Here is a 23,137-nt window from a genome sequence, read left to right as displayed (position 1 = left end):
GACGATGAACAGATGTCAGAGTTGAAACAATTTCCGGAAAATTTTTTATGGGGTGGCGCTATCGCCGCAAACCAAGTTGAAGGCGCTTTTGATGAAGACGGTAAAGGGCTATCTATCAGTGATGTTGTAAAAGTTGTGAGGCCTGAAGACAGAAAAAAAATGAAAATCCCTTTTCCAACAACAGCTGAAGTTCAAGAAGCATTAAATGACACGAATCATAAAAATTACCCGAAGCGGTATGGTATTGATTTCTATCACCGTTACAAAGAAGATATTGCGTTGTTTAAGGAACTAGGCTTCAAAACATTAAGGGTGTCCATCGCATGGGGGCGAATCTTCCCAAATGGTGACGACGCAACTCCTAATGAAGCGGGATTAAAATTTTATGATAATCTATTTGATGAACTAATTAAAAACGGTATTGAGCCTGTTGTTACACTGTCCCATTATGAAACACCGCTTAATCTCACATTGACATACAAAGGGTGGACAAATCGAAAGCTCGTGGACTTCTTTGCTAAGTATGCTGAAACTGTTTTTGAGCGTTACAAAGACAAAGTAAAGTACTGGATTACGTTTAATGAAATTAATTGTATTTTAATGGCACCGTATATCGGAGGCGCTTTCTTACGTGACCATGTAGCTGAAGGAGAACTGTTACAGGCACAATTTCAATCTGCCCATCACCAGTTTTTAGCTAGTGCCAAAGCGGTTGAAGCCCTTCATCGTATTATTCCAGATGGTAAAATTGGATGTATGGTCGTCGGTATGATCAACTATCCGAACAGTCCTCATCCAGACGATGTCATGACAGCACTAAATGACCAGCGCAACACATTCTTTTTCACAGATGTTATGACTCGTGGGCATTATCCAGCTTATATGACAAGTTTCTTCAAAGAGAATGGCATTACCATTCAAAAGGAAGCAGAAGACGATGCCATCTTAAAAAATAATGTCGTTGATTATGTTGCTCTCAGCTACTATATGTCATCTGTGTCTGCCCGTCCAGAAACTGAAGGAGAAAAAGCAGCAGGTAACTTATTAAGTAGCTTGAAGAACCCTTATCTTGAAGCGTCTGACTGGGGTTGGCAAATTGATCCGAAGGGGCTAAGAACGTTATTAAATATGTTCTATGACCGCTACGAAAAGCCACTATTTGTCGTGGAAAATGGTTTAGGAGCTTTTGACGAAGTTGAAGACGATGGTAGCATTCACGATGATTATCGCATTGCTTATTTACGTGAGCATATTAAGGAAATGGGAAAAGCGATTGAAGATGGCGTGGACCTTATTGGGTATACTGCTTGGGGGCCGATTGATCTTATTAGTTTCTCTACATCTGAAATGTCCAAGCGGTACGGCTTTATCTACGTTGATCAAGATGATTACGGTAATGGCTCGCTTAAGCGGTCCAAAAAAGACAGCTTTTACTGGTATCAAAAAGTAATTGAAACAAATGGAGAAGAGCTATAACACTAAAGAGCCTTGGAAACTGCTTTCCAAGGCTCTTTAGACTAATAAAGTGTATGACAGAAGATAAAAATAGCAAGCAAAGTTTTTCTTTAAACGACCTGCTTATGTGGCAGGGGATACTTTCTCCTTCACGGCTTTCACATCATATGTTTGATGAGAAGAACTTATAATATGTTCAGGTTTTGCTTTCCCACGGCTTTGGCGATGCATATTTAAATGCGGCTCACTCTTTTCCCATTGTTTCCATGCCTCTTCAGACTCCCAGCGAATCATAATAACCACTTCATCGGGGCCTTTACGCGTTTCTTTGACTAACACACTTAAATCCACAAAGCCTTCAGCTTCTTCAACTACTCCTGGACTTGCGAATTGATCAACAACTTTTTGGGCAGAGCCGTGCGTTACATGGATGTTTTTCATTTCAATAAACATATGTATCACTCCATAAAAGGGATTTGCTCTCTATTTTAATTGAGAAAGAGAATCATTGTCAATTAAATGCTCTTAAATTTCTAATAATCTGGGGGTTGCTACTTCGGGTTAAGGAAGTTTAAATAGTGTTTACGTGATATAACTAAATGCTCGATATACACGGGGAGCTAAATGAAAACGAATTGAGTAAACAGGCTGATTTTTTACTTCAAAAATTGGCGAAAGATATAGGTGAGCGGTGACAGGTGCCCCTTTAACGTGATAAAATAAATCGTATTGATGAACTGACAGAGTAAAAGGAGTGACAGGGTATGAGCACAGATAAAGTACTAGTTTTCGGACATCAAAATCCTGATACGGATACGATTTGTTCTGCGTTAGTTTACGCGGACTTGAAGCAACAATTGGGAATGAATGTTGAAGCTGTTAGACTTGGAGAAGTTGGTGCTGAGACGCAATATGCACTTGATGAATTTGGCGTAGACGCCCCACGCTACGTGAAAGAAGTGGCGAACGAAGTAGATAAAGTTATCCTTGTAGATCATAATGAACGCCAACAAAGTGTCCAGGACTTGGACAAAGTGCAGGTAATGGAAGTGATTGATCATCACCGTATTGCTAATTTTGAAACGGAAAGTCCTCTATACTACCGAGCGGAGCCTGTTGGGTGTACAGCAACCATCCTTAATAAGTTATATAAAGAACATGACGTTTCTATCAAAAAAGAGATGGCAGGTTTAATGGTATCGGCGATCATCTCAGATTCCCTCTTATTTAAATCTCCGACGTGTACAAAGGAAGATATAGAGGCTGCTAATGAATTGGCCAAAATAGCTGAGGTGGATTTAGAAGCTTACGGCTTAGAAATGCTAAAAGCAGGGGCCGACATGAGCGATAAGACAGTTGATCAACTACTGAATATGGATGCTAAAGAGTTTACAATGGGAAGTCATAACGTGCAGATCGCCCAAGTTAATGTGGTAGATACGAATGATGTTCTAGACCGTATTAACGAGGTGAAAGCAGAGATGGAGGCAGTTCTTGCTAAGAAAGGCCTAAGCCTATTTTTACTAGCGGTCACAGATATTTTAACGAATGACTCTCTCGCTATAGTGGTTGGTGAACAAACTAAAGCAGTGGAAAGTGCGTTCGATGTGACGCTCAACGATGGTCAAGCAACACTTAAAGGTGTGGTGTCACGCAAAAAACAAATCGTACCACAATTAACAAACGCCCTTTCTTAATTGTAACGAACGGCTTGGAGAGCTTTTTCTCTAAGCTGTTTTTTAGCTCATGTTACTGATGGTTAATAAAAATGAGTATATAAGGCGTGATGTTTCATGAACAAGCTTTCATTTTTACTCGTTCTACTCGGGGCGATCCTTTGGGGCACAACAGGAACCGCACAGTATTTCGCTCCTGACGAGGCTCACCCTGTTGCAGTAGGGACAATGCGATTGGCAGTGGGAGGCACTGTTTTATTTATGATCGGTCTCATGACCAAAAAAGTCGCTTCAATTGAATGGCCGGTAAAAACTATTTTACTTGCTGCATGTGCTATGGCTGCCTACCAGCCGTTATTTTTTTCTGCGGTGGCAACCACTGGTGTCGCCATCGGTACCGTCGTTGCCATTGGAAGCGCTCCTTTAATGACGGGCCTCATCGAGTGGATTGTTTACCGAAGGCGTCCTATAAGACAGTGGTGGATTGCCACTAGTCTATCGATTCTTGGTTGTATCTTACTATTCGTTACCCAAGGCACTATTGAGCTTGATCCTATGGGATTTATTCTAGCATTAGGGGCTGGGTTCGCTTTCTCAACATATACACTTGTCAATAAGGATATCGTCAAAAAAGTTGCGCCTGAGATGGCGGTAGCAGTTGTTTTTACAATAGCCGCGATTATCCTTTCACCTCTGCTATTCGTGTTTGATGTGAGCTGGGTGACAGAGCTAAACGGTTTACTTGTTGTCCTCCAACTAGGCATAGTGGCCACAGCTATTGCGTACCTACTTTTTGTCAAAGGGCTGATGGGTATACCAGCTTCGACAGCTGTCACGTTATCGCTGGCAGAGCCATTAACAGCCGCTCTGCTTGGCGTTGCCATCGTGGGAGAAGTCTTAACCTTATGGGCATCTTTAGGAGTATTCCTTATTTTTGCCGGACTTGCAGTGTTAATCTATACACCTAAAAAAGCTGTCCTAAAGCGTAGCGCTTAGGACAGCCGTAGGGGATGTAAGGTGCTGAAAAAGTCGAGGGTATTGCTGAAAAAATTGGGGTTGTTGCTGAAAAATGGGGAGGTATTGCTGAAAAGAGCGAGGCTGTTGCTGAAAAATAATAAGTTACTGCTTAATCCATTTAAATCTCCCCATATTTTTTGTAACGGTTTTCCAAATAGTTCTGTAGAATCGTCATAACGGAGCAGATCCCCCAATAGATTAATGCGACGAGAATGTACATCGTCATGTAATCCATTTCTCGTCCACCGACTATACGCGCTTGTTGAAAAATCTCTGGTACAGTAATCATAGCGGCCAATGATGATGCTTTAATTAAATCAAGTAAAACATTCGTCAGCGGCGGAATGGCAATGCGTGTTGCCTGTGGTAATACAATTAACTGCAGCATGGGCCAAAACGAAAAGCCGAGGGATTTAGCTGATTCCCATTGACCTTTTGGAACAGCACCGATGGCAGAGCGATTAATTTCAGCCATATAAGCAGCACTATTTAAACTGAATCCAATAATCGCTGCGGTGACAGCATTGAACTCTATCCCGATAAAAGGAAACCCAAAATAAAGAATGAATAGAATTACAAGAATGGGCACCCCACGCATAAAAGAGATATACAAACGGGAGGGCCATTGCAGCCATATAAGAGAAGACATGCGCCCGAGTGCTAAGAACAGGCTGATCACAATGCCGATAAGCATACTGCTTAACGAAATAAGCATGGTATATCCTATGCCTTCCATTATAAAGAGAAAGCTATCGGTAGCTAGTTCGATGTTAAAGATGTACTCCCATTGAATGTCACGCATGTGTCTTCCCCTTTATTGTTCCACTTCAAAGTCAATATCCGGCTCTTGAGAAACATCTTGTCCACCGAAGAATTGCTCGGAAAGCTCAGTGATTGTACCGTCTTCCATCATCTCAGCAAGGACGCTATTAATGTTTTCTTGCAACTCAACGCTGTCTTTCTTCATGATCATTGCTTGATTATTAGGGTAGTAAAATAAGTCCGGATGGATCACAACGTCAATGTCGGGTAACGCTTCAATAGCAAGCGACTGTAAATAGTAATCATTCATTACGACATCAAGGCGTCCGTTTTCGATATCTCTTAAATACGTATCATTCGTCACATTATCATACGTAACCCCTTCAGCCCCATACTCTTCAGCAAGCTGCATATAAATAGTAGTAGCAGCGCCTCCGTGTCGCTTTCCTTCCAGATCTTCTAAGGACTCAATGCCAGAGTGATCATCAGGACGCACTATCATAGCTCCGTATGAGAATTTATAAGGATCTGTAAACAAGAAGTCTTCTTCTCGACGCTCGTTTATATCAATATCATTCACGGCTAAATCTACTTGACCGCTATTAATAGAAGTGAGCATGCCATCAAAACCCATTTCGGTAAATGTCACGTCTAAATCGAGTCGATCGGCAACTTCTCTCACAATTTCTACTTCAAACCCAGTTAAATCATTATCCTCATCAGAATGATACGAGGTAGGATATAGTGTACCTGATGTGGCCACTGTGATAACGCCGCTTTCTTGGATCTCATCCCAAGCTGTTGGCGTGCTCTCTTCGTTTTGCTCATTCTGATTATTTTCTCCTCCACCACATGCGGAAAGGATAAGTGTCATGGATAAACCACCTAGTAACAATGACTGCTTTTTATTTTTGAAAAAATGATTCATGATGTCCTCCTTAAAGTAATTAAATCTTTAGTCCAGTAAAAACATAGCATGGAACTTGGGATTAAGCAATCACCTTGCTTATCAATTTAAAAGTTAAATTCTCCCCTTAACAGCAGTAAATCTCATTTTAAAATGATCCTGAATCCGTGATAGTAAGTGTTGATATGTCATCCATCTACTCGCTTTCCGCGGGCGGCTGGTGAGCCTCCTCGACCTGCGGTCTGTGGGGTCTCACCCTTGCCTTTGATCCCGCAGGAGTCTCCTAGATTCCTTTCATATCAACTTCTATGGGCTTAATAAGCCTGATAAACTGATCATTTTTCAGGCTCTGAATCACTGTTAATGATTTTTATTTAATGAGAACAACATAAATATATTCGTTTGAATGTAGGAAACCACGGACTGTGATTACCAAACTTTAAATATAGCTTTCTTGTGTGTGAGACCATGTTTGATGCAAGTGTCATCAAATTTTGAATCACAGTTTTCACTCGTCGACGAATAACTTTTTTCTTCAGTGGGCATCCTCTTCTTTTAGATTTCTTGTCCAATAATACGAAGTAAATTATAAGCAAAGCAACCCACCTGGTGAATAGTCCCTATTCTAATTCTAACAAATTTTAGGCTACTTCATTTAGAATTTTCTATTTAATCGAAGCAGTGAATGGTGGCGACTCCAGCGGGAACAGCGCGAGCTGAAGACCCCACAGACGCGTTTTTTGCGTCGAGGAGGCTGAGGCCGTGCCCGTGGAAAGCGTCCACCAGTAACGGATTCGAGTATTCACTCTACAAAGTTAAATCGTAAGGTTTTGGGGTTTGATACAAAAGAGCAAATTATGTCATCACGGATTCAGGATGATTATAAATACATATAAGGGATAAGTTAGTGTGAAAGAAAAATCAGGCGTAAAAAGGCCATCATTAAAGCTTGTTAAGGGGCGTGTTACGGACAAGATAGACGGCACGGTTGCAATTTGGTACATTTAAATACGAATATGAGGTTTATCGTTAAGAAAGACTGGGTAAATAAACGGAGTCAGTGACCTTATTCATACAAATAAGCAGGGACCCTTTATTATAAGTAAAATCAAGAAATTGGCGATGGCCATCCATCTGAGTAAAAAGGAGCTTAACAGTATGAGCCGGCAAAAAACAATAGATCAAACGCAATTATTTTACGAAACGGAACAATTAATTTTAGAAGCAGGCTATACTGGCTTTCATTTTAAAGCTCTCGCAGAACGGCTTGGTGTGGCTAGAAGTACGATTTATAATTATTATCCGAGAAAAGAAGAGCTCATTACGGCTTATATGCTTCACCTTATCGAAGAAGCAGTAAGAAAAATGGATGACGCCATAAAATCGGAAGAGCCTCTTAAAACACTTCTACGTATTTGGGTGAAGTATGCTAATATGCATCAGATGCTGCAAATTATGCCCTATATTGATCAGAAAGCGACGCCAAAGGTTGAAGAGAACACACAAAAAATGTATGTGTTATTTCGAAAAATGAAAAAAAAGATTTCTGATGTATTGTATAAAGGACAGCAGGAAGGCCAGATTAGAACAGATATTCAAATGCCAACACTTGTGGGTTTAATGATGGCAACGGTCCAAATCCCCGTGCACACTGAACTTGAAGAGTGGGTCAATGAGGTGCATGACCTTCTTCTAAACGGTTTTACTAACTAATGGCTTTTTTTGTGCTTTTAAATGACACTACTGTCATTTTCCTAACTTAAAAAATATCACTTGGAGGGTTCTAATGTTTAATTCAATTATAAAAAGTCCTAAAATTACACTGATGTTTGTTTTTATATTAGTTATCATCGGTGTATTAACACTTTTTCAATTACCTCAACGAGAAATACCACAAATTTCACTGAATATAGGGACTGTTTCAACCGTTTATCCAGGAGGTACCCCTCAAGAGGTGGAACAGCAAATAACGATACCATTAGAAGAGGAAATCGAGGTAATAGAAGGGGTAAGTGACATGTCTTCCGTCTCTACCTCTGGATTTTCTACAATTATTGTAGAGGTAGAAGATGGTGTTAATCAAAATGACGTATTTAATGATGTTCAACAAGCGATTCTTAGTGTAAGTGGTAGATTTCCAGACGAAGCCATGACACCTGAACTGTCTCAGGAAGCGACATTAGGTGCGTTATCAAGCTATCATATTTTTTATGAGGATCGTGAGACCCTTTATGAATTGAAAGATACCCTTCATGAGTGGCAGCGAGAGGTTGAAGGACTGTCTGGGGTAGAACGTACGATAGTAAAAGGATTGCCTGATCACTTTTTCATGATAGATGTGGATAGTGAGGCATTAGACGAGTTAGGGCTTCAACTATCGAGTGTCATCACAGCTTTAGAAGGTGAACTAGCCACTCAACCACTCGGCGTTCAAAGAAGTGACGAGAGAAATGTTCAATTAGCGTTAGAACTTATAGAAAATGAGGCTAACATTGCCAGCATATTCGTAGGCATTGATGAAGAGGGGAACAGCGTCTATCTTGAAGATGTGGCTGAAGTAGCCCCTATGTATGATAACGCCAATGATTTGATCACACTCCATGAGGATGAAGCAGCTCTCTCCTTTACAATCATTCCTGTGGAGGATGCTAGTGTCCCACAACTCCACGAGGAAGTGGATGCGTTAATGACAGAGTTAGCAGCAGAAGACTTGCCCGATTATATGGAGATGACCTTATTTTATACACAACAAACGATAGTAGATGACATTTTTGGAGATTTGGCATTCTCTTTTTTATTAGCCGCCCTGTCAGTTATTATTGTGACATTACTTGGCTTAAATGCTGCCTCAGCAATCATTGTGGCGTTAGCTATCCCTACATCTGTGTTTATTGGATTAATTCCATTGCCATTTTTTAATGTAGATTTAAATCAAATATCAATTATTGGTTTAATTATTGCCTTGGGAATTTTAGTAGATGATGCGATCGTTGTGGGAGATAATATCCGTTATCAGTATCGTCAAGGGTTAGGACCGGTTGATGGTGCTTTGAAAGGAAGCAAGGAAGTAAGAACGTCCATCATTACATCGACTTTGACGATCGTTGTCACATTTCTTCCACTCGTCTTTATTTCAGGAAGCAATGGTGATTTTATTAGAGCACTCCCTACTGTGTTAATTATGACGATTTTAGCTTCCACAGTAGTAGCATTAACTTTCGTTCCAATATTTTTGATTTGGAGACAGAAAAAACAGCGTCGGGTAAGGAAGAAAAAGCACCATGCTCCGAAGGAAGGACTGTTTGGTAAACAGATTGACAGATTAGCGGACTGGTACAGTGATACTATTTTACGAAAAGTTGTCCGACATCCTTGGAAAGTCGCTATTATAGGCTTTTTAATCACGACAAGTTTTTACGCCTTAATTCCCTTTATTCCTGTTGAATTTTTTCCGTCAACGGACCGAGATGAAGTCACTGTGGAAGTGAGGCTCCCAGCAGGTACGCCTATAGATGAAACAGAAATTTTACTTAGGGACATGAGAGATGTGATAGTAGCAGAGGATGAACATATTTATGAAACGGCCATTTACGCTGGTGATGGTTTGCCACCGTTATTTGGAAGTGGTATAGATAACAGTAATGAAGAAACAGGCCACTTGTTATTAAGAACGAACAGGGAGGCACAATCGGCTGAACAAACTATTTCACGATGGACTGAAGAATTGCAGGAGAGATTCAGTGAAGCCGAGATTGAGCTGACGACGATAGAAGCAGGACCACCAGTGGGAGCACCTATTGCTGTGAAGCTGCAAGGTCCTGATGTAGAGACATTAATGGACATGAGCTATGAATTACAAATGAAAATAGAAGATCTTTCTAATAGTGGCACGGTTCTAGATGATATGGGACCACGCCGACCTACAGTCGTATATACGCCAGTGCGAGAGGAACTTGAAGAAAGCGGAATAACCTTGAGTGATATTAGCGAACAAATCGCACTTCGAACAGAAGGGGTGCCATTAATGACTTTCCGAACAGGAGAGGAAGCCATCAACCTACTCTTGTCAGTTGACAAGGTAGAAGGAAGTTTACCAGACTTATCAGAAATTGAGATTCCTGTTCAGCCACAAGTGAATGACGCTCTTCCTGAAACAGTCACTTTAGATCGTTTAGTCGATTTAGCTGAAACTGAAGAAATTCCGCAAATTTTACGGGAAGACGGACGCCGAACAGTTAATGTGAGAGTGTACCCAGCAGTGGGAAATGATGAGGGGCTTGAGGAAGCGATTGAAGCAATTGGGGCTGATGTTGAGAGCCGAGCGGGAGCTGACTATTCAGTTACTGTTGGTGGAGAAACAGAGGCAAGGACAGATTTCATTATTGAATTGTTTACGCTGTTTCTCGTCGTCTTGTTCCTCATTTATATCATTATGGCAATCCAATTTTATTCGTTGAGTATCCCATTGTTAGTGATGAGCACGGTCTATATTGCTGGAGCTGGTGCCATGGCAGGCTTGTTCTTGACGAGAACCGGGTTAGGCTTTATGGCGTTAATGGGAATTGTCTCACTAGCAGGAATTGTCGTGAGAAATTCAATCGTACTTTTAGAATTTATTAAACAGCGACGACAACAAGGCATGCCGTTAAAGGAAGCGGTAGTTGAAGCTGGCCGCGTCCGCTTACGGCCGATCCTACTGACGGCTTTCACAGCTATAGGGGCATTGACCCCAGTAGCATTGAGTGGAGATGTGTTGTTCGTTCCTCTGGCAATATCAATTATTTCCGGTTTACTCTTTTCTGCTTTAATCACGATAATCCTTGTACCAGCTATTTACACAGCATTTGCCACTAAATTTGGAAAAGGATAACGTCACAATGACAAGCTCTAACAGATCAACTGTTAGAGCTTGTTTGTGTGCAGTCCTTAGTAAAGCTGACTTTAAAAGGATAGTATCTACATTAAAGAAAGAGCAGACGATTATATCTTCAAAGCTGGTAGTCTCACATTTCCTCGTTGAAAGTCATTTTAAGCAGCGTAGGTTTTCTTAAGTATGTGGTGGGACAGCTTGTGGATTAATAGTCAAGCATTTATCCAGTAACTATCTTCCTATTGACAGAAAAATCTAAATTTATTCTATTTTTTGTTAAATATATGTAATTATTTCTTTTAAAAGAATAATTTATATAATAACAACAAAATACCTATGTAGAGTGACGAATATGTGTCGATATAATAAATATCTTGTCGAACTAAAGAGAGGTGTGTCGAATTGAAGAAATTATCATTAAGAGCGAAATTGTATATTTCCTTTGCACTAGCACTTATATGTCCAAGTGTGATTATTGCAATTAGCAGTTATTATACGGCTGAGAGTGAGCTAGACACTCAAATGTCTGATGCAGCTCAGCAAAGTGTAAGAATTGCTGATCATCTGGTGACAAATCATATTGAGCCAATCGCAAATAATATGACGTATTTTGCTTCAACGCTTGATACAAGTTTGTTAGAAGCAGATGGCCAAGAAGAGTTGGGAGATTTAATAGAACAGTATTTTCTCACAACAGACGGACTTGTTTCGTCATTTGTTGGTACAACGGAGGGAGATATGATTCAGCGCCCAGATATGGGACTAGCAGATGATTACGATCCTCGTGAAAGAGATTGGTATATTGATGCTGAGGCGGCGTCTGGAGAGTTAATTATCTCCGAACCTTATCATACTGCGTCTACAGGGGAATTAGTGGTGACGATTTCAAAGCAGTTAGATAATGGCGGTGGTGTCGTAGCTGCAAACTTGCAGATGGAAGAGCTAGCAGAATTGTTAGGCACCATTTCTATTGGTGAAAGAGGTTATGCTATGCTTTTATCGCCTTCACAAGCAGTTGTCGTTCACCCACATATTGAAACAGGTGAAGTAGCAGAGGGTAACTGGGCGAATCAATTATTTGCGGAAGCGTCAGGGTCATACAATACGGATTTCGCAGATGAAGATCTTCGCATTTTCCATACAACGAATGAATTGACAGGATGGAAGTTAGCTGGCGCCATGTCAGAAGGGGAATTAAGGGATGCGAGTTTCCCAATTATTATTATGACACTGATCGTTTTAGCAGCAGCTATTATAGTATTTGGCGCAATTGTCTTTATAGTTATAAGAAGTATTGTACGATCAATCCAATCGTTAATTGAAAGTGCTAATGTCATTAGTTCAGGGGATTTAAGAGAAGAAATCGCAGTAACATCCAACGATGAAATTGGTCAATTGGGCGAAGCCTTCCAAAATATGCAACAATCATTAGTTCATACACTGACGTATATTAGTGATAAATCTTCTATGGTCGCTGCTTCATCAGAAGAGCTACATGCAACCACAGATGAAAATAGTCGTGCAACCGAGTCTATCGCCTCTTCTGTCATGAATGTGTCAGAATCAATGGATAGTCAGGCTGAAAAAGTAAACGTCAGTTTTAATAGTATTCATGATATTTCTGATAGTGTGAAAGATATTAATGATAAATCTGCTCAATTGGATGAACAGACAGTGTCTGCTGACCAAGCGTTAGAGCGTGTGAATGAGACAGTTAAACAGTTAGAAGCTCAGATGCGAAAGATTGAATCTAACAACCAAGAATTATCGTCAAATATCCAAAGTGTTCACTCATCAACAAATGAAATTGATGAAATTATTCAAGTGATCACCTCTATTTCTGAACAGACGAATTTACTGGCCCTGAACGCAGCCATTGAAGCAGCACGAGCTGGCGAGCATGGTAAAGGATTTGCAGTTGTTGCTGATGAAGTACGTATTTTAGCAGAACAAACAAACGAATCTTCTGGTAAAGTAAGAGAAATGATTACCACTATTCAGCAAAAAGCTGACTTATCTCTTAGCTCTATGAAAGAAGGAAGTGCAGAGCTTACTCAAGGAATTGCCCGTTTCACAGAAACAGAGGAACGAGTGGGAGAGGTGGATTCTTTCGTCAAACAAGTAACGGAGCAAGTGAAAGCCATTGCTAATATGACAACGAGTATCTCAACTAAAATCGAAGGTGTTGTGACTGATATGCAACAAGTAGAAACTATGTCACGAGATACAAAGGCTGAAACGGAAAATGTGGCCGGCGCATCACAAGAACAGCTTGCTTCAATTGAGGAAATCTCAGCGTCAGCAGAATCTTTGGCTAAAGTTGCTGAAGAGTTACAGGAACACACAATATCTTTCCAATTACCTGAAAGAAAAGAATTAAACGAAGTAACTGAAGAAGATGAGAACTAATTAAAAGAGCTTAAAAATGAATCTTTAATAAAACATAGAGAGGAACGCATCCAAATGTATTTTGGGTGGGTGCCTCTCTTTCCTTATATCACAGATAACCGTTCGTAAAACGCCCGCCTCAAAATAGAAAGGGGAGGTAAAGTAGATAGCTAACAGCTGGTAACGTCCAGATTGAGCTTTCACCGGACATGACCTGATGGACCAAATTTTCAATGAAATATTTACCATATTTTAATATGGAACAAACTGCTCAGCTTACGTCCGACTTATCTATCAAATCTGTCAAGGAAATGAATAGACTATTTTAAGTTAACAAAAGAGGAGAGGGATAAATAACTGAAAATATGTTATATTATGTGACATTGGTATAGACAACTATATTTTCAACATGCTATACTCAATGTGATTCATAGAGATTGAAGGGAGGAGAGGATTTAAAATGATGAAATATGTACAAAATCTTGGGAAGTCACTTATGTTGCCGGTGGCAGTCCTGCCAGCAGCGGCCATATTAATGGGGATTGGTTACTGGATCGATCCATATGGCTGGGGGGAAGGAAATCTTATTGCCGCCTTTTTAATAGCTGCAGGGAGTTCAATCATTGACTATATTCCATTATTATTTGCTGTCGGTATTGCACTTGGAATGTCAAAAGGGAAAGATGGCGCGGCGGCTTTAAGTGGGCTCGTGGCGTATCTTGTCATTACGAATGTGCTTTCAGCTGATAGTGTCGCGTTGTATCAAGGTGTTGATCCAGGAGAGGTAAATGCCGCTTTCGGAAATATTGAAAATGCTTTTGTGGGGATTATTTCAGGGATTATTGCTAGTGTATTGTATAACAAATTTAGTCATGTTAAATTGCCTGATGCGTTAGCTTTCTTTAGTGGGAAACGGCTTGTGCCAATTTTGAGTGCAGCAGTAATGGTAGCGGTATCATTAATTTTTATTATTGTATGGCCTGTCGTTTACTCCGGTCTCGTATCATTTGCGACTAACATCAGCCAATTAGGTTCTGTTGGGGCGGGCCTCTACGGCTTCTTTAATCGTTTATTAATTCCTACTGGTTTACATCACGCCTTAAATGCAGTATTTTGGTTTGATGTAGCAGGCATTAATGACATCGGAAACTTTTGGTCAAGTGATGGAGAGTTAGGTGTGACGGGGATGTATCAAGCGGGATTCTTCCCTATTATGATGTTTGGATTACCAGCAGCAGCCCTTGCTATGTATCATACAGCGAAGTCAAAGCAAAAGAAACAAGTAGCCTCATTATTAATGGCTGCTTCAGTTGCCGCATTTTTTACAGGTGTGACAGAACCATTAGAGTTTTCATTCATGTTCCTAGCTCCAGCCCTTTATGTCGTTCACGCTGTATTAACAGGGTTATCCCTATTCATAGCTTCAACGTTTGGATGGACAGCAGGATTTGGTTTTAGTGCAGGACTCGTTGACTTTACATTAAGTTCCCGATTGCCGTTAGCTAACCAGCCATATATGCTTATCGTTCAAGGGCTCGTATTTGCAGTTATCTATTACACAATTTTTCGCGTATTGATTATTAAATTTAATTTCAAAACACCAGGTAGGGAAGATCTTGAGACATCAGAAGAAGAGACCACGTCTCAAAAGACAGACAAAGATTTATCTGCCACAGCTGAGAAAATTTATCTTGGTCTTGGAGGGTATGACAACGTCACTAACATTGATAATTGCGCCACGCGCTTACGTGTGGAAGTGCGCGACTCGGCAAATATAAATGAACAGCAAATTAAGTCAGCAGGTGTTCCGGCAGTTAACATTGTAGGAAAGCATAGTGTGCAAGTGATTGTGGGTACCAATGTTCAATTTGTTGCGGACGAGGTCAACAAGTTTCATGAGGTAAAAACAACGACATAGTCTTAGAATTTAGAAGGGGTTTTCCCATAAGTAGAGGCTTATGAGGAAAGCCCCTTTTGCCGATTTCTTTACGGTAGTGGCACATTTGGTGTGACGACATTTTGGCTAGTAAAGCTTTTCTGAAGGTCCTTTAACTTCTCCTACGAATTATTCATTCATCCCCGTATGTCTAAAATATCATTTGGCTATGTGAGTTTACTAAAAAACACCGGTAAATGAGTCAGTGTAGCTTCTTACCTCCCCATCATATTTTTAAAAAAAGTGATATATGCATAAAATAGCGTTGCAAAAAATATCTTACTCTGCTAGAATCATTTCATAGCTAACGGTTATGGAAAATGGAGGTGATGGCCTATATATACCTATAATGAAAAAGATGAACTGCTCCCTGAAGAAGTGGCGGCCATGAATAGACTGACACAGCTCCCCATCAAAGCATTACACTTGGAAGCTATTTCAGTCGTAACAAATCTATATCGCATGTCGCAAGGGTTGAAACATAAGCTAGAAAAAGATGTTCTAGCTGTTTATGGGCTATCGTGGAGCTCCTTTTCGATCTTGTATGATTTATGGATATGGGACATGCTAGAAACTAAAAAGCTTGCGGAAACATCAGGTATATCGAAAGCAACTGTAAGTAATGTAACGAAAACGCTAGAACGAAAAGGCTTTTGTTATCGTCAGGTGGATGATAAAAATAAACGAACGACGTACGTTATCATTACTGAAAGTGGCCGTCAAGTCATGGAAAAGTTATACCCATCGTTTCACCAGTCGGAAATTGATCTTGTGAAAAGCTTATCTGTAGAAGAACAGAAGATGATGTCAGAGCTATTAAGGAGACTTATAAAAGAAAATCACTTTTAAAATTTAATAAGATAAAAGCAATGATAGGAACCTAGTAGCAGTGTCACTCCCTGTGACAGAGAGCCGGCGGATGGTGCAAGCCGGTACAAAGGGCACGGCGAATTACATCCTTGAGCTGTTTCTGTGAACTAAGCAGTGATGAAAAAAGCTAGCAGAAACCGGATAAACCGTTAAGTTGTAAATCAAGTGGAGGAAGAGTTATATGTCCTCAACAAGGGTGGTACCGCGTGTCAATAAGTAACCCACGTCCCTTCTTAAATTAGGAGGGGCGTTTTTGCGTTTTTCATACAAAGGTTATGAAATGTATTAGTTAATATCAGAGGAGGAATTATGATGGCAGATAACGTTAATCAACTATCAGCGGAACAAATGAAAGAAGTAAACAGGCAAATGACGCTCTACAGGCAGGGAGTGCAAGATATAATTCCACCGGAGGAGCTTGAGAACAAGATCGCCCGTTCTATCTTAACAGGCGTACCACTAAAAATTAAGCTTGGGCTAGACCCATCAGCGCCAGATGTTCACCTCGGCCATACGGTTGTTCTAAATAAAATGAGACAATTTCAAGATAATGGTCACATTATTCAGCTACTAATTGGAGACTTTACAGGTAAAATAGGTGATCCCACAGGAAAATCGGTGGCGAGGAAGCCATTGACCGATGAAGAAGTAACACACAATGCTAAAACCTACTTTGAACAATTTTCAAAAGTACTCGATATGAAGAAAGTAGAGCTTCATTACAACTCTTCTTGGCTCGCTAAATTAAATTTTGAAGAAGTTATAAAATTAGCAAGTAAAATAACGGTAGCCCGATTGTTGGAAAGAGACGATTTCGATGAACGAATGGCCCTTCATAAACCCATTTCGGTCCATGAATTTTTCTACCCAATTATGCAAGGCTATGACTCTGTTGTGTTAGAAAATGACATCGAGTTAGGAGGCACGGATCAGCACTTTAATATTTTAATGGGGCGGCATTTTCAAGAAAAAGAAGGGAAAGAACCTCAGGTAGCTTTGCTAATGCCTCTCCTTGAAGGGCTTGATGGAAGCGACAAAATGTCTAAATCGAAAAACAATTACATTGGCATTGATGAGAAACCGACAGACATGTATGGAAAAGCCATGTCCTTACCTGATCATTTGATGATAAAATACTTTCAGCTAATAACAGATTTGTCTCCCAAAGAGATTGCGTCAATTGAGAAGGGCTTAGAATCTGGAGAACGACATCCTCGGGACGAAAAAATGCGTTTAGCAAGAACCATTACTCGTATGTATCATGGTGCGGAAGCGGCTGAGGGCGCGGAACAGCAGTTTATTTCAGTTTTTCGTGAAGGAAATCTACCAAAAGATGTAACGACAGTCGTTTGGGAGGGAGAGGAACATGTTCGTATAACAGAGTTATTAGTTATCTTAAACATGCTACCATCTAAGAGTGAAGCACGCAAAATGATAGAAAATAATGGTGTGAAACTCTCTGGCAAAACTGTTAAAAGCCCACATGACACGGTGACAATTCAAGATGGGCTTATCATCCAAGTAGGTAAGCGAAAAACAGTCCGCCTAGCAAGGGCTTAATTGTTTTATAGAAACTAACTGTTTACACTTGAATCAATTCCATCATGATGTTTTAAAAGCAAAAACACAAATAATATGCAGATGAAAAAAGTGACTGAAACGTAAGACGACGACTTTCTGAGGATGAAGTGCAGTCTGAAGAGACACTTTTGCTAAGGTTTCACGAGCCAAAGTTAGTTGAATACAAGCCTTTGGGAAAACGTCCGTCTGAAGTGAAGCTCACAGTCATTATTCGAATGATGACATTCATTCACTTAATTAATTTTAAAATATGCTAACCCCTATGTCTGTCATAGGGGTTAGACGTACTAAATCCACTTTAGAAAACGTAACTGATTTTAATTACTCGAAGTGCTGTAGCATTTTTAGTAACTTATCGGATACTGATGATCATTAGGAAGTGAGGCGTTCAAAGAGTGCCTGACAAAGAGATTTTTATTTCTACACAACGTGATACATTGCTCATTATGTTAGCGGTGTTGCGCGACTTGGAGTATGGTTTGGCAAACAGTACCCTCCTATTTTACGGTGGTCTTTTGGGGCAATACTTAAGATAATCAATCTTGATTACGTAATAATTTATAAGTTTTTACGAAAGATTCGAAGTTGGCTTCATCTCCAAAAGGAAGATCCTTGCACAAAGAATAAAACTCATCTGCTGCTTCAATAACCGCTTCCTTAAATTCTACATATGGAATATTCTTATAATGTGTAAATATCTCTATTCCAGATCTTATATAGTCTCGATTGACCTTGACTTGTACTAAGTTATTGGTCAGCTCTAAATAATAGTTATGTTGGTGACCAAATATAAATATCTCTTGCGGATCATTTTCTTTCCTTTTCACAACAAAATCACAGATGGATTTCCATTCGCTAACAATATCATCCGACCAATCCTCTTCTCCTAAAATAGTATGCTCATTGATTTTTATGTCTATATAGCCAGGCAAATACATGTAGTCTCCGCAAGCTAATGTTTCTGCTGCTTTCTTAGCTTCTAGATCTTTTATCGACATATACTCTAATGTTTTAGACGTTAAAAATCCTTTTTCACCGTCATGGTTTGAGATATAGGAAGTTATTTTAACTTGCTTTTTCCCCATAGTCGCATCCTCCCCCTATCATTTTTAGTTTCTTCTCGGTGTGTGTTTCCTTTCTTTTAAATCGTTTAGCAGACAAGCGTCCGTAAGCCCACTACCTCAAAATAGAGAGGAGAGCTAACGCTATTTAGGCGGGAGATAACGGCCGCAATCACTCGGGCCAACAGGATGTTGGTCACACAAGCTTTTTCGCAGGACGCGAGAAGACGTTAGCTTGTGTTCCTTATCAGTAAGAGAAGAACGAAGGCTGCCACTGATTGAAGGTTCGTTTTATAGAGAGTGGCGTACAAATTTAATGGAGAAAGCTTAGACTTATTCTAGTAAATGTGTAACTTGCTTGTTTTTCTTCATTAAGTATAAGCTCTGCATGATCTATTATAAAGTGGATTTAGGGTTACGATGCCTTACAAAAAGCAAATAACTAAATTAACATAAAGCTACCTCTCACAGGTTATAAAAACACTCCGGGATCAGCCCCGGAGTGTTAAACACGTTTGCTTTTTATTGAATACCTTCAAAAACTTCGTTAACCATGAGAGAGACTGAATTTAAACCGCCTCCAGCAATGTACCAAAGCTCTGGGTCAAGGTAAATGATGTTTCCTTCTTCATAAGCCGTTGTTTGCTGGATCAGATCATTATCTAACGTATCTTCCGCTGTGTCTTCACCGTCACCGGAAACGATCGCCCCTCTGTCAATGACAAACAAGTAATCTGGATCAGTTTCTACGACATATTCAAATGAAATGTTTTGACCGTGATTTGCATCTTCAATATTTTCGTCCGCTGGTGTTATACCAAATTCTTCGTGAAGGACGCCAAAACGAGAACCAGGACCGTAAGCACTTAATGCCCCTTCATTTGTCATAACAATGAGCCCTGTCCCTTCACTGTTGTTAGCAGCTTCATTTAGCTCTGCAATTTGTTCATCGAGACTAGCAAGCTTTTCTTCAACATCAGCTTCTTTCCCGAAGATGTCACCTAGAAGAGTGGCATTTTCTTTGAAGGAGTCGACATAGTTTTCTTGGTCAACACCGAGGTGAATAGTTGGAGCAATGTCGCTTAACTCATCGTAAGCTTCAGATGTACGTCCAGAAATAATGATTAAATCTGGATCAAGGCCATAAATAGTTTCGAAATCTGGCTCGAACAACGTACCGGCGTTTTCATACTCATCACTTTCATATTGACTTAAAAAGCTCGGAATGTTTCCTTGCGGGATAGCAACTGGCTCAATCCCAATTTCAGTTAATGTATCGAGTGTACCAAAGTCAAACACGACAACATTTTCAGGATTAGTCGGAACAACCGTTTCACCTAATTCATGCTCCACAGTTATTTCAGCAGGTTGTTCAGCATTTTCATTGGCATCGTTGTTTTCTACATTTTCCTCTGCATGTGTGTTTGCATTGTTATTAGCTTCATCATTGTTGCCTGTGGTGTTCTCATTATTTGCTCCGCAAGCCACCGTAAAAATAGATAGTGCCATTGTTAGTGATAAAAGTGATAATGATTTTTTCATGTTATTAAAACACTCCTTTATGAGAAATAAACGCAAATTTGTTGGTTATTAATATCTTGAATTTGAATATCGATATCATAAATTTCTTTTAATGTGTCACTTTGGATGACGTCACATTTATGGCCTTCTTTTACAATCTCGCCATCCTTAAGGGCGACGATGTAATCGGAATAGCAAGAAGCAAAGTTAATATCATGAATAACAAGCACAACCGTTTTTCCTAACTTATCCACCATTTTTCGAAGAACTTTCATAATTTGAACCGAATGTTTCATGTCGAGATTATTCAAGGGCTCATCTAAAAGAACATATTCTGTATCTTGAGCGACGACCATAGCAATATAAGCACGTTGGCGCTGTCCACCGCTTAGTTGATCGAGGTACTTATCCTGCATATCTTCCAATTCAAGATAGCTAATGGCGTCATCTACATAGCGCCAGTCTTCGTCAGTTAAGTTACCTTGAGAATAAGGGAAACGGCCAAAAGAGACTAAATCCCTTACTGTCAAACGAATGTTAATATGATTCGTTTGCTTTAAGATCGAGATTTTTTTAGCAAGTTCTCGATCTTTTATACCGCTAATCTCTTTCCCTTCAATACGGACTTCTCCTTCATCTTTAACAATCAGTCGGCTAATCATGGATAAGAGTGTACTTTTCCCAGCACCATTCGGCCCGATAAAGGTGGTGATCTTACCTTTTTGAATGTTCACTGAAACGTCTTTAACTACCGGCTTGTTACCGTACCTCTTAAATAATTTCAATGCCTCTACCATGATTTTCTCTCCTTTAACAGTAAGTATAGAAAATACACACCACCGATAAAATTAATGATGACACTCAACGTAGTTTCAAATGTGAAAACTCTCTCGACAATCAATTGACCTCCTACTAGTGCAATGATGCTCACAAAAATACTAGCAGGAATGATTTGGCTATGTTTGTACGTTTTAAGAAACTCATAGGTCACATTTGCTACGAGTAACCCGAGAAAGGTAATTGGTCCTACAAGCGCAGTAGAAATGGAAATGAGTATAGCGACGACGAAAAGCATTCGTTTGATGAGCTTGTTATATGGAATTCCAAGGTTAATAGAATGGTCTTTCCCTAACGAAATAACATCAAGAAATTTTGTGAAACGCAGACAGTAAACACTAATGACGATAAATGATACGACGGAAATAAGTAATAAATCAGTGTTAACATTGTTAAAGCTAGCAAACATCCGATTTTGAACCGACTGGAATTCGTTAGGATCTATCAATACTTGCATAAAGGTCGTCAAGCTTGAAAAAAAAGTACCGAGAATCAACCCAACGAGTAAAAGGAAATAAATATTATGACCTTCCTCGCGAAACAGTAATTGATAAAAAACGAATGAAAATAGGATCATACCGCCTGCTGACAGGACAAAGTTGAGATTCGCGTTAGTCATAGCGATACTCATGGACCCGAAAGTAAAGATCACGAATGTTTGAATAAGCATATAGAGCGAATCCAGACCGATAATACTTGGTGTCAAAATACGATTGTTAGTTATTGTCTGGAACACAACGGTAGCAAAGGCAATTGCAGCCCCTGTTATGACGATAGCGAGTAATATTTTTCCTCGTCTCGGCAGCACGTATTCCCAGTGACCGCCTGAGTCATAAACCATAAAGATTGTGGCTAGGATAACGGAAAGTAAAATTAAAATAGTTAACTTTGTTTTATAGCCCATATTTTCTCCTCCTTAGTAACAAATAAAGGAAGAGACCACTACCGATAACGCCAACTGTCAATCCAATCGGTATTTCATATGGAAAAATGATCATTCGGCCGAGAATATCGCACATCAAAACAAATATAGCGCCTAAAACAGCTGTGAAAGGTAAATTCTTTCTAATGTTATCCCCAAGATAAATCGTGACAATGTTAGGTACTACAAGACCAAGAAAGGGAATTGTCCCGACGGTTAAAACAATCGCTGACGTTATAACGGCTACAATAACTAATCCAAGATTCACCACTTGCTTGTAATTCAATCCTAAATTTTTTGAGAAATCCTCGCCCATTCCAGCAACAGTAAAGCGGTTTGCATACAAGTATGCCAGCAGGACTAAGGGAATCGTCATGTACAATGTTTCATAATTCCCACGCATCGTCGTAGCAAAGTTCCCTTGCAACCAGGCAGTCATGTTCTGAATCAGGTCATGCCTGTATGCAAAGAAGGTCGTGATTGAGCCAATTATGTTTCCGAACATTAACCCTACGAGTGGAATAAAAATAGGATCCTTAAACTTAACGCGATTTAAGATATGCATAAATAGAAAGGTTCCAGCAATAGCAAAGGCCATCGCAATAAGCATTCTTGTCAGCGGAGCAGCTGAGGAAAACAACATGATGGAGACAAGGATACCAAGGCGCGCTGAATCCATCGTTCCTGCTGTAGTGGGTGAGACAAATTTGTTTCGTGTGAGCTGCTGCATAATCAGCCCTGCAATGCTCATCCCCACTCCTGCAATAAGTATACTAATTAGTCGGGGAACGCGGCTCGTCCAGAAAATGTTAGACTGTTGGTCAGACATATTAAATAAATCTAGCGGAGAAAGAGATGTTGCCCCGATAAAAAGTGAAAAAAAAGATGCTATAGCAAGTAATACGATCATCATTATGAGCTTCTTCATCAAAATCCTCCAACATCCATTACCTAAAAGATTTCTTTACCCTCCTCATAACTTAATTAGTATTAAAAATAATTATGAATATATGATAATGAGATTCATTATCAATTAAGAGCTCTGGTTCCATTCTAAAACATCTTTACTCAAGATCGCAAGCACTTTCTATTTATAAAAGCTATTAAACTATAAGAAATCACAAATGGTTCACATTATCACAGGTAACCGTCCGTAAACCTCCCGGGTCAAAATAAAGAGGAGAGCTAATCTATATAAGGGGAGCTAACGGCCGCTCATGTCCTGATTCACTCAACGACCAAATAGTGAGAGAAGAACGAAAACGCCCAGATTGAAGCCTCGTTTTATATTTTTAATCTGTACTCATAATGTTTTCAGAGACTATAGTTTTATT

17 protein-coding genes and 1 other annotated feature are annotated in these 23,137 nt (G+C 39.8%); of the genes, 9 read left to right on the top strand and 8 right to left on the bottom strand.

The genetic code is table 11. The features are described from left to right. The first annotated feature begins 12 nt into the window (after positions 1 to 12). Complete coding sequence (locus tag BK581_RS10460; RefSeq protein ID WP_078578115.1) at positions 13 to 1,476, top strand: glycoside hydrolase family 1 protein; 1,464 nt, start codon at positions 13 to 15, stop codon at positions 1,474 to 1,476. A gap of 102 nt (positions 1,477 to 1,578) precedes the next feature. Here BK581_RS10460 and BK581_RS10455 read toward each other — a convergent pair whose 3' ends face one another. After that, on the bottom strand, positions 1,579 to 1,908 hold the full coding sequence (locus BK581_RS10455) for an antibiotic biosynthesis monooxygenase (protein WP_078578114.1): 330 nt from the start codon (positions 1,906 to 1,908) through the stop codon (positions 1,579 to 1,581). Positions 1,909 to 2,219: 311 nt separating this feature from the next. Between BK581_RS10455 and BK581_RS10450 the strand changes: the two genes are divergently transcribed. Together BK581_RS10450 and BK581_RS10445 are read left to right on the top strand one after the other, a co-directional pair. After that, on the top strand, positions 2,220 to 3,152 hold the full coding sequence (locus tag BK581_RS10450) for a manganese-dependent inorganic pyrophosphatase (protein WP_078578113.1): 933 nt from the start codon (positions 2,220 to 2,222) through the stop codon (positions 3,150 to 3,152). Positions 3,153 to 3,248: 96 nt separating this feature from the next. Further along, positions 3,249 to 4,127 carry an EamA family transporter gene (locus BK581_RS10445; protein WP_078578112.1) on the top strand — a complete coding sequence of 293 codons (879 nt, stop codon included), beginning with the start codon at positions 3,249 to 3,251 and terminating at the stop codon, positions 4,125 to 4,127. A gap of 139 nt (positions 4,128 to 4,266) precedes the next feature. On the opposite strand, the gene BK581_RS10440 is transcribed toward BK581_RS10445, so the two are convergent. After that, positions 4,267 to 4,950 (bottom strand): amino acid ABC transporter permease, encoded by a 684-nt coding sequence (locus tag BK581_RS10440; RefSeq protein WP_078578111.1) that lies wholly within the window; start codon positions 4,948 to 4,950, stop codon positions 4,267 to 4,269. Between the two features lie 12 nt (positions 4,951 to 4,962). After that, a complete protein-coding gene (locus BK581_RS10435) occupies positions 4,963 to 5,838 on the bottom strand; it encodes a transporter substrate-binding domain-containing protein (protein ID WP_078578110.1) in 876 nt (291 codons plus the stop codon). A gap of 1,137 nt (positions 5,839 to 6,975) precedes the next feature. On the opposite strand from BK581_RS10435, the gene BK581_RS10430 reads away from it, so the two are divergent. From BK581_RS10430 to tyrS, 6 genes are all read left to right on the top strand, one after another. Then, positions 6,976 to 7,530: a TetR/AcrR family transcriptional regulator gene (locus BK581_RS10430; RefSeq protein WP_169837665.1), complete on the top strand. Its 555-nt coding sequence runs from the start codon at positions 6,976 to 6,978 to the stop codon at positions 7,528 to 7,530. A 73-nt stretch (positions 7,531 to 7,603) separates the two neighbouring features. Continuing rightward, the gene (locus BK581_RS10425) at positions 7,604 to 10,687 is read left to right on the top strand and encodes an efflux RND transporter permease subunit (protein WP_078578108.1); all 3,084 of its coding nucleotides are present in this window, start codon (positions 7,604 to 7,606) and stop codon (positions 10,685 to 10,687) included. Between the two features lie 402 nt (positions 10,688 to 11,089). Further along, positions 11,090 to 13,096, top strand: a complete 2,007-nt coding sequence (locus tag BK581_RS10420) for a methyl-accepting chemotaxis protein (RefSeq protein WP_078578107.1) — start codon at positions 11,090 to 11,092, stop codon at positions 13,094 to 13,096. Positions 13,097 to 13,535: 439 nt separating this feature from the next. Next, positions 13,536 to 14,993 (top strand): N-acetylglucosamine-specific PTS transporter subunit IIBC, encoded by a 1,458-nt coding sequence (gene nagE, locus BK581_RS10415; protein ID WP_078578106.1) that lies wholly within the window; start codon positions 13,536 to 13,538, stop codon positions 14,991 to 14,993. Positions 14,994 to 15,398: 405 nt separating this feature from the next. After that, a complete protein-coding gene (locus BK581_RS10410) occupies positions 15,399 to 15,860 on the top strand; it encodes a MarR family winged helix-turn-helix transcriptional regulator (protein ID WP_078578105.1) in 462 nt (153 codons plus the stop codon). Between the two features lie 11 nt (positions 15,861 to 15,871). Next, positions 15,872 to 16,115, top strand: a binding site (T-box leader). Positions 16,116 to 16,190: 75 nt separating this feature from the next. Beyond that, a complete protein-coding gene (gene tyrS, locus BK581_RS10405; RefSeq protein WP_407690334.1) occupies positions 16,191 to 17,441 on the top strand; it encodes a tyrosine--tRNA ligase in 1,251 nt (416 codons plus the stop codon). Between the two features lie 557 nt (positions 17,442 to 17,998). Here tyrS and BK581_RS10400 read toward each other — a convergent pair. The 5 genes from BK581_RS10400 to BK581_RS10380 form a co-directional block, all read right to left on the bottom strand. Beyond that, on the bottom strand, positions 17,999 to 18,547 hold the full coding sequence (locus BK581_RS10400) for a hypothetical protein (protein ID WP_078578103.1): 549 nt from the start codon (positions 18,545 to 18,547) through the stop codon (positions 17,999 to 18,001). 498 nt (positions 18,548 to 19,045) lie between these two features. Further along, positions 19,046 to 20,065, bottom strand: coding sequence for a siderophore ABC transporter substrate-binding protein (locus BK581_RS10395; RefSeq protein ID WP_078578102.1), 1,020 nt, complete (start codon positions 20,063 to 20,065; stop codon positions 19,046 to 19,048). A gap of 17 nt (positions 20,066 to 20,082) precedes the next feature. Then, positions 20,083 to 20,841, bottom strand: a complete 759-nt coding sequence (locus BK581_RS10390; RefSeq protein WP_078578101.1) for an iron ABC transporter ATP-binding protein — start codon at positions 20,839 to 20,841, stop codon at positions 20,083 to 20,085. Further along, on the bottom strand, positions 20,835 to 21,785 hold the full coding sequence (locus tag BK581_RS10385; protein WP_078578100.1) for an iron chelate uptake ABC transporter family permease subunit: 951 nt from the start codon (positions 21,783 to 21,785) through the stop codon (positions 20,835 to 20,837). Before BK581_RS10385 ends, BK581_RS10390 begins: the two co-directional genes overlap by 7 nt. Beyond that, complete coding sequence (locus BK581_RS10380) at positions 21,775 to 22,731, bottom strand: ABC transporter permease (protein WP_078578099.1); 957 nt, start codon at positions 22,729 to 22,731, stop codon at positions 21,775 to 21,777. Before BK581_RS10380 ends, BK581_RS10385 begins: the two co-directional genes overlap by 11 nt. Positions 22,732 to 23,137: the final 406 nt, after the last annotated feature.

This window comes from Salipaludibacillus agaradhaerens (genome assembly GCF_002019735.1).
Lineage (GTDB): Bacteria > Bacillota > Bacilli > Bacillales > Salisediminibacteriaceae > Salipaludibacillus > Salipaludibacillus agaradhaerens.
The sequence above is the reverse complement of the archived record's forward strand: the minus strand, read 5'-3'. Positions and strand labels throughout refer to the sequence as shown.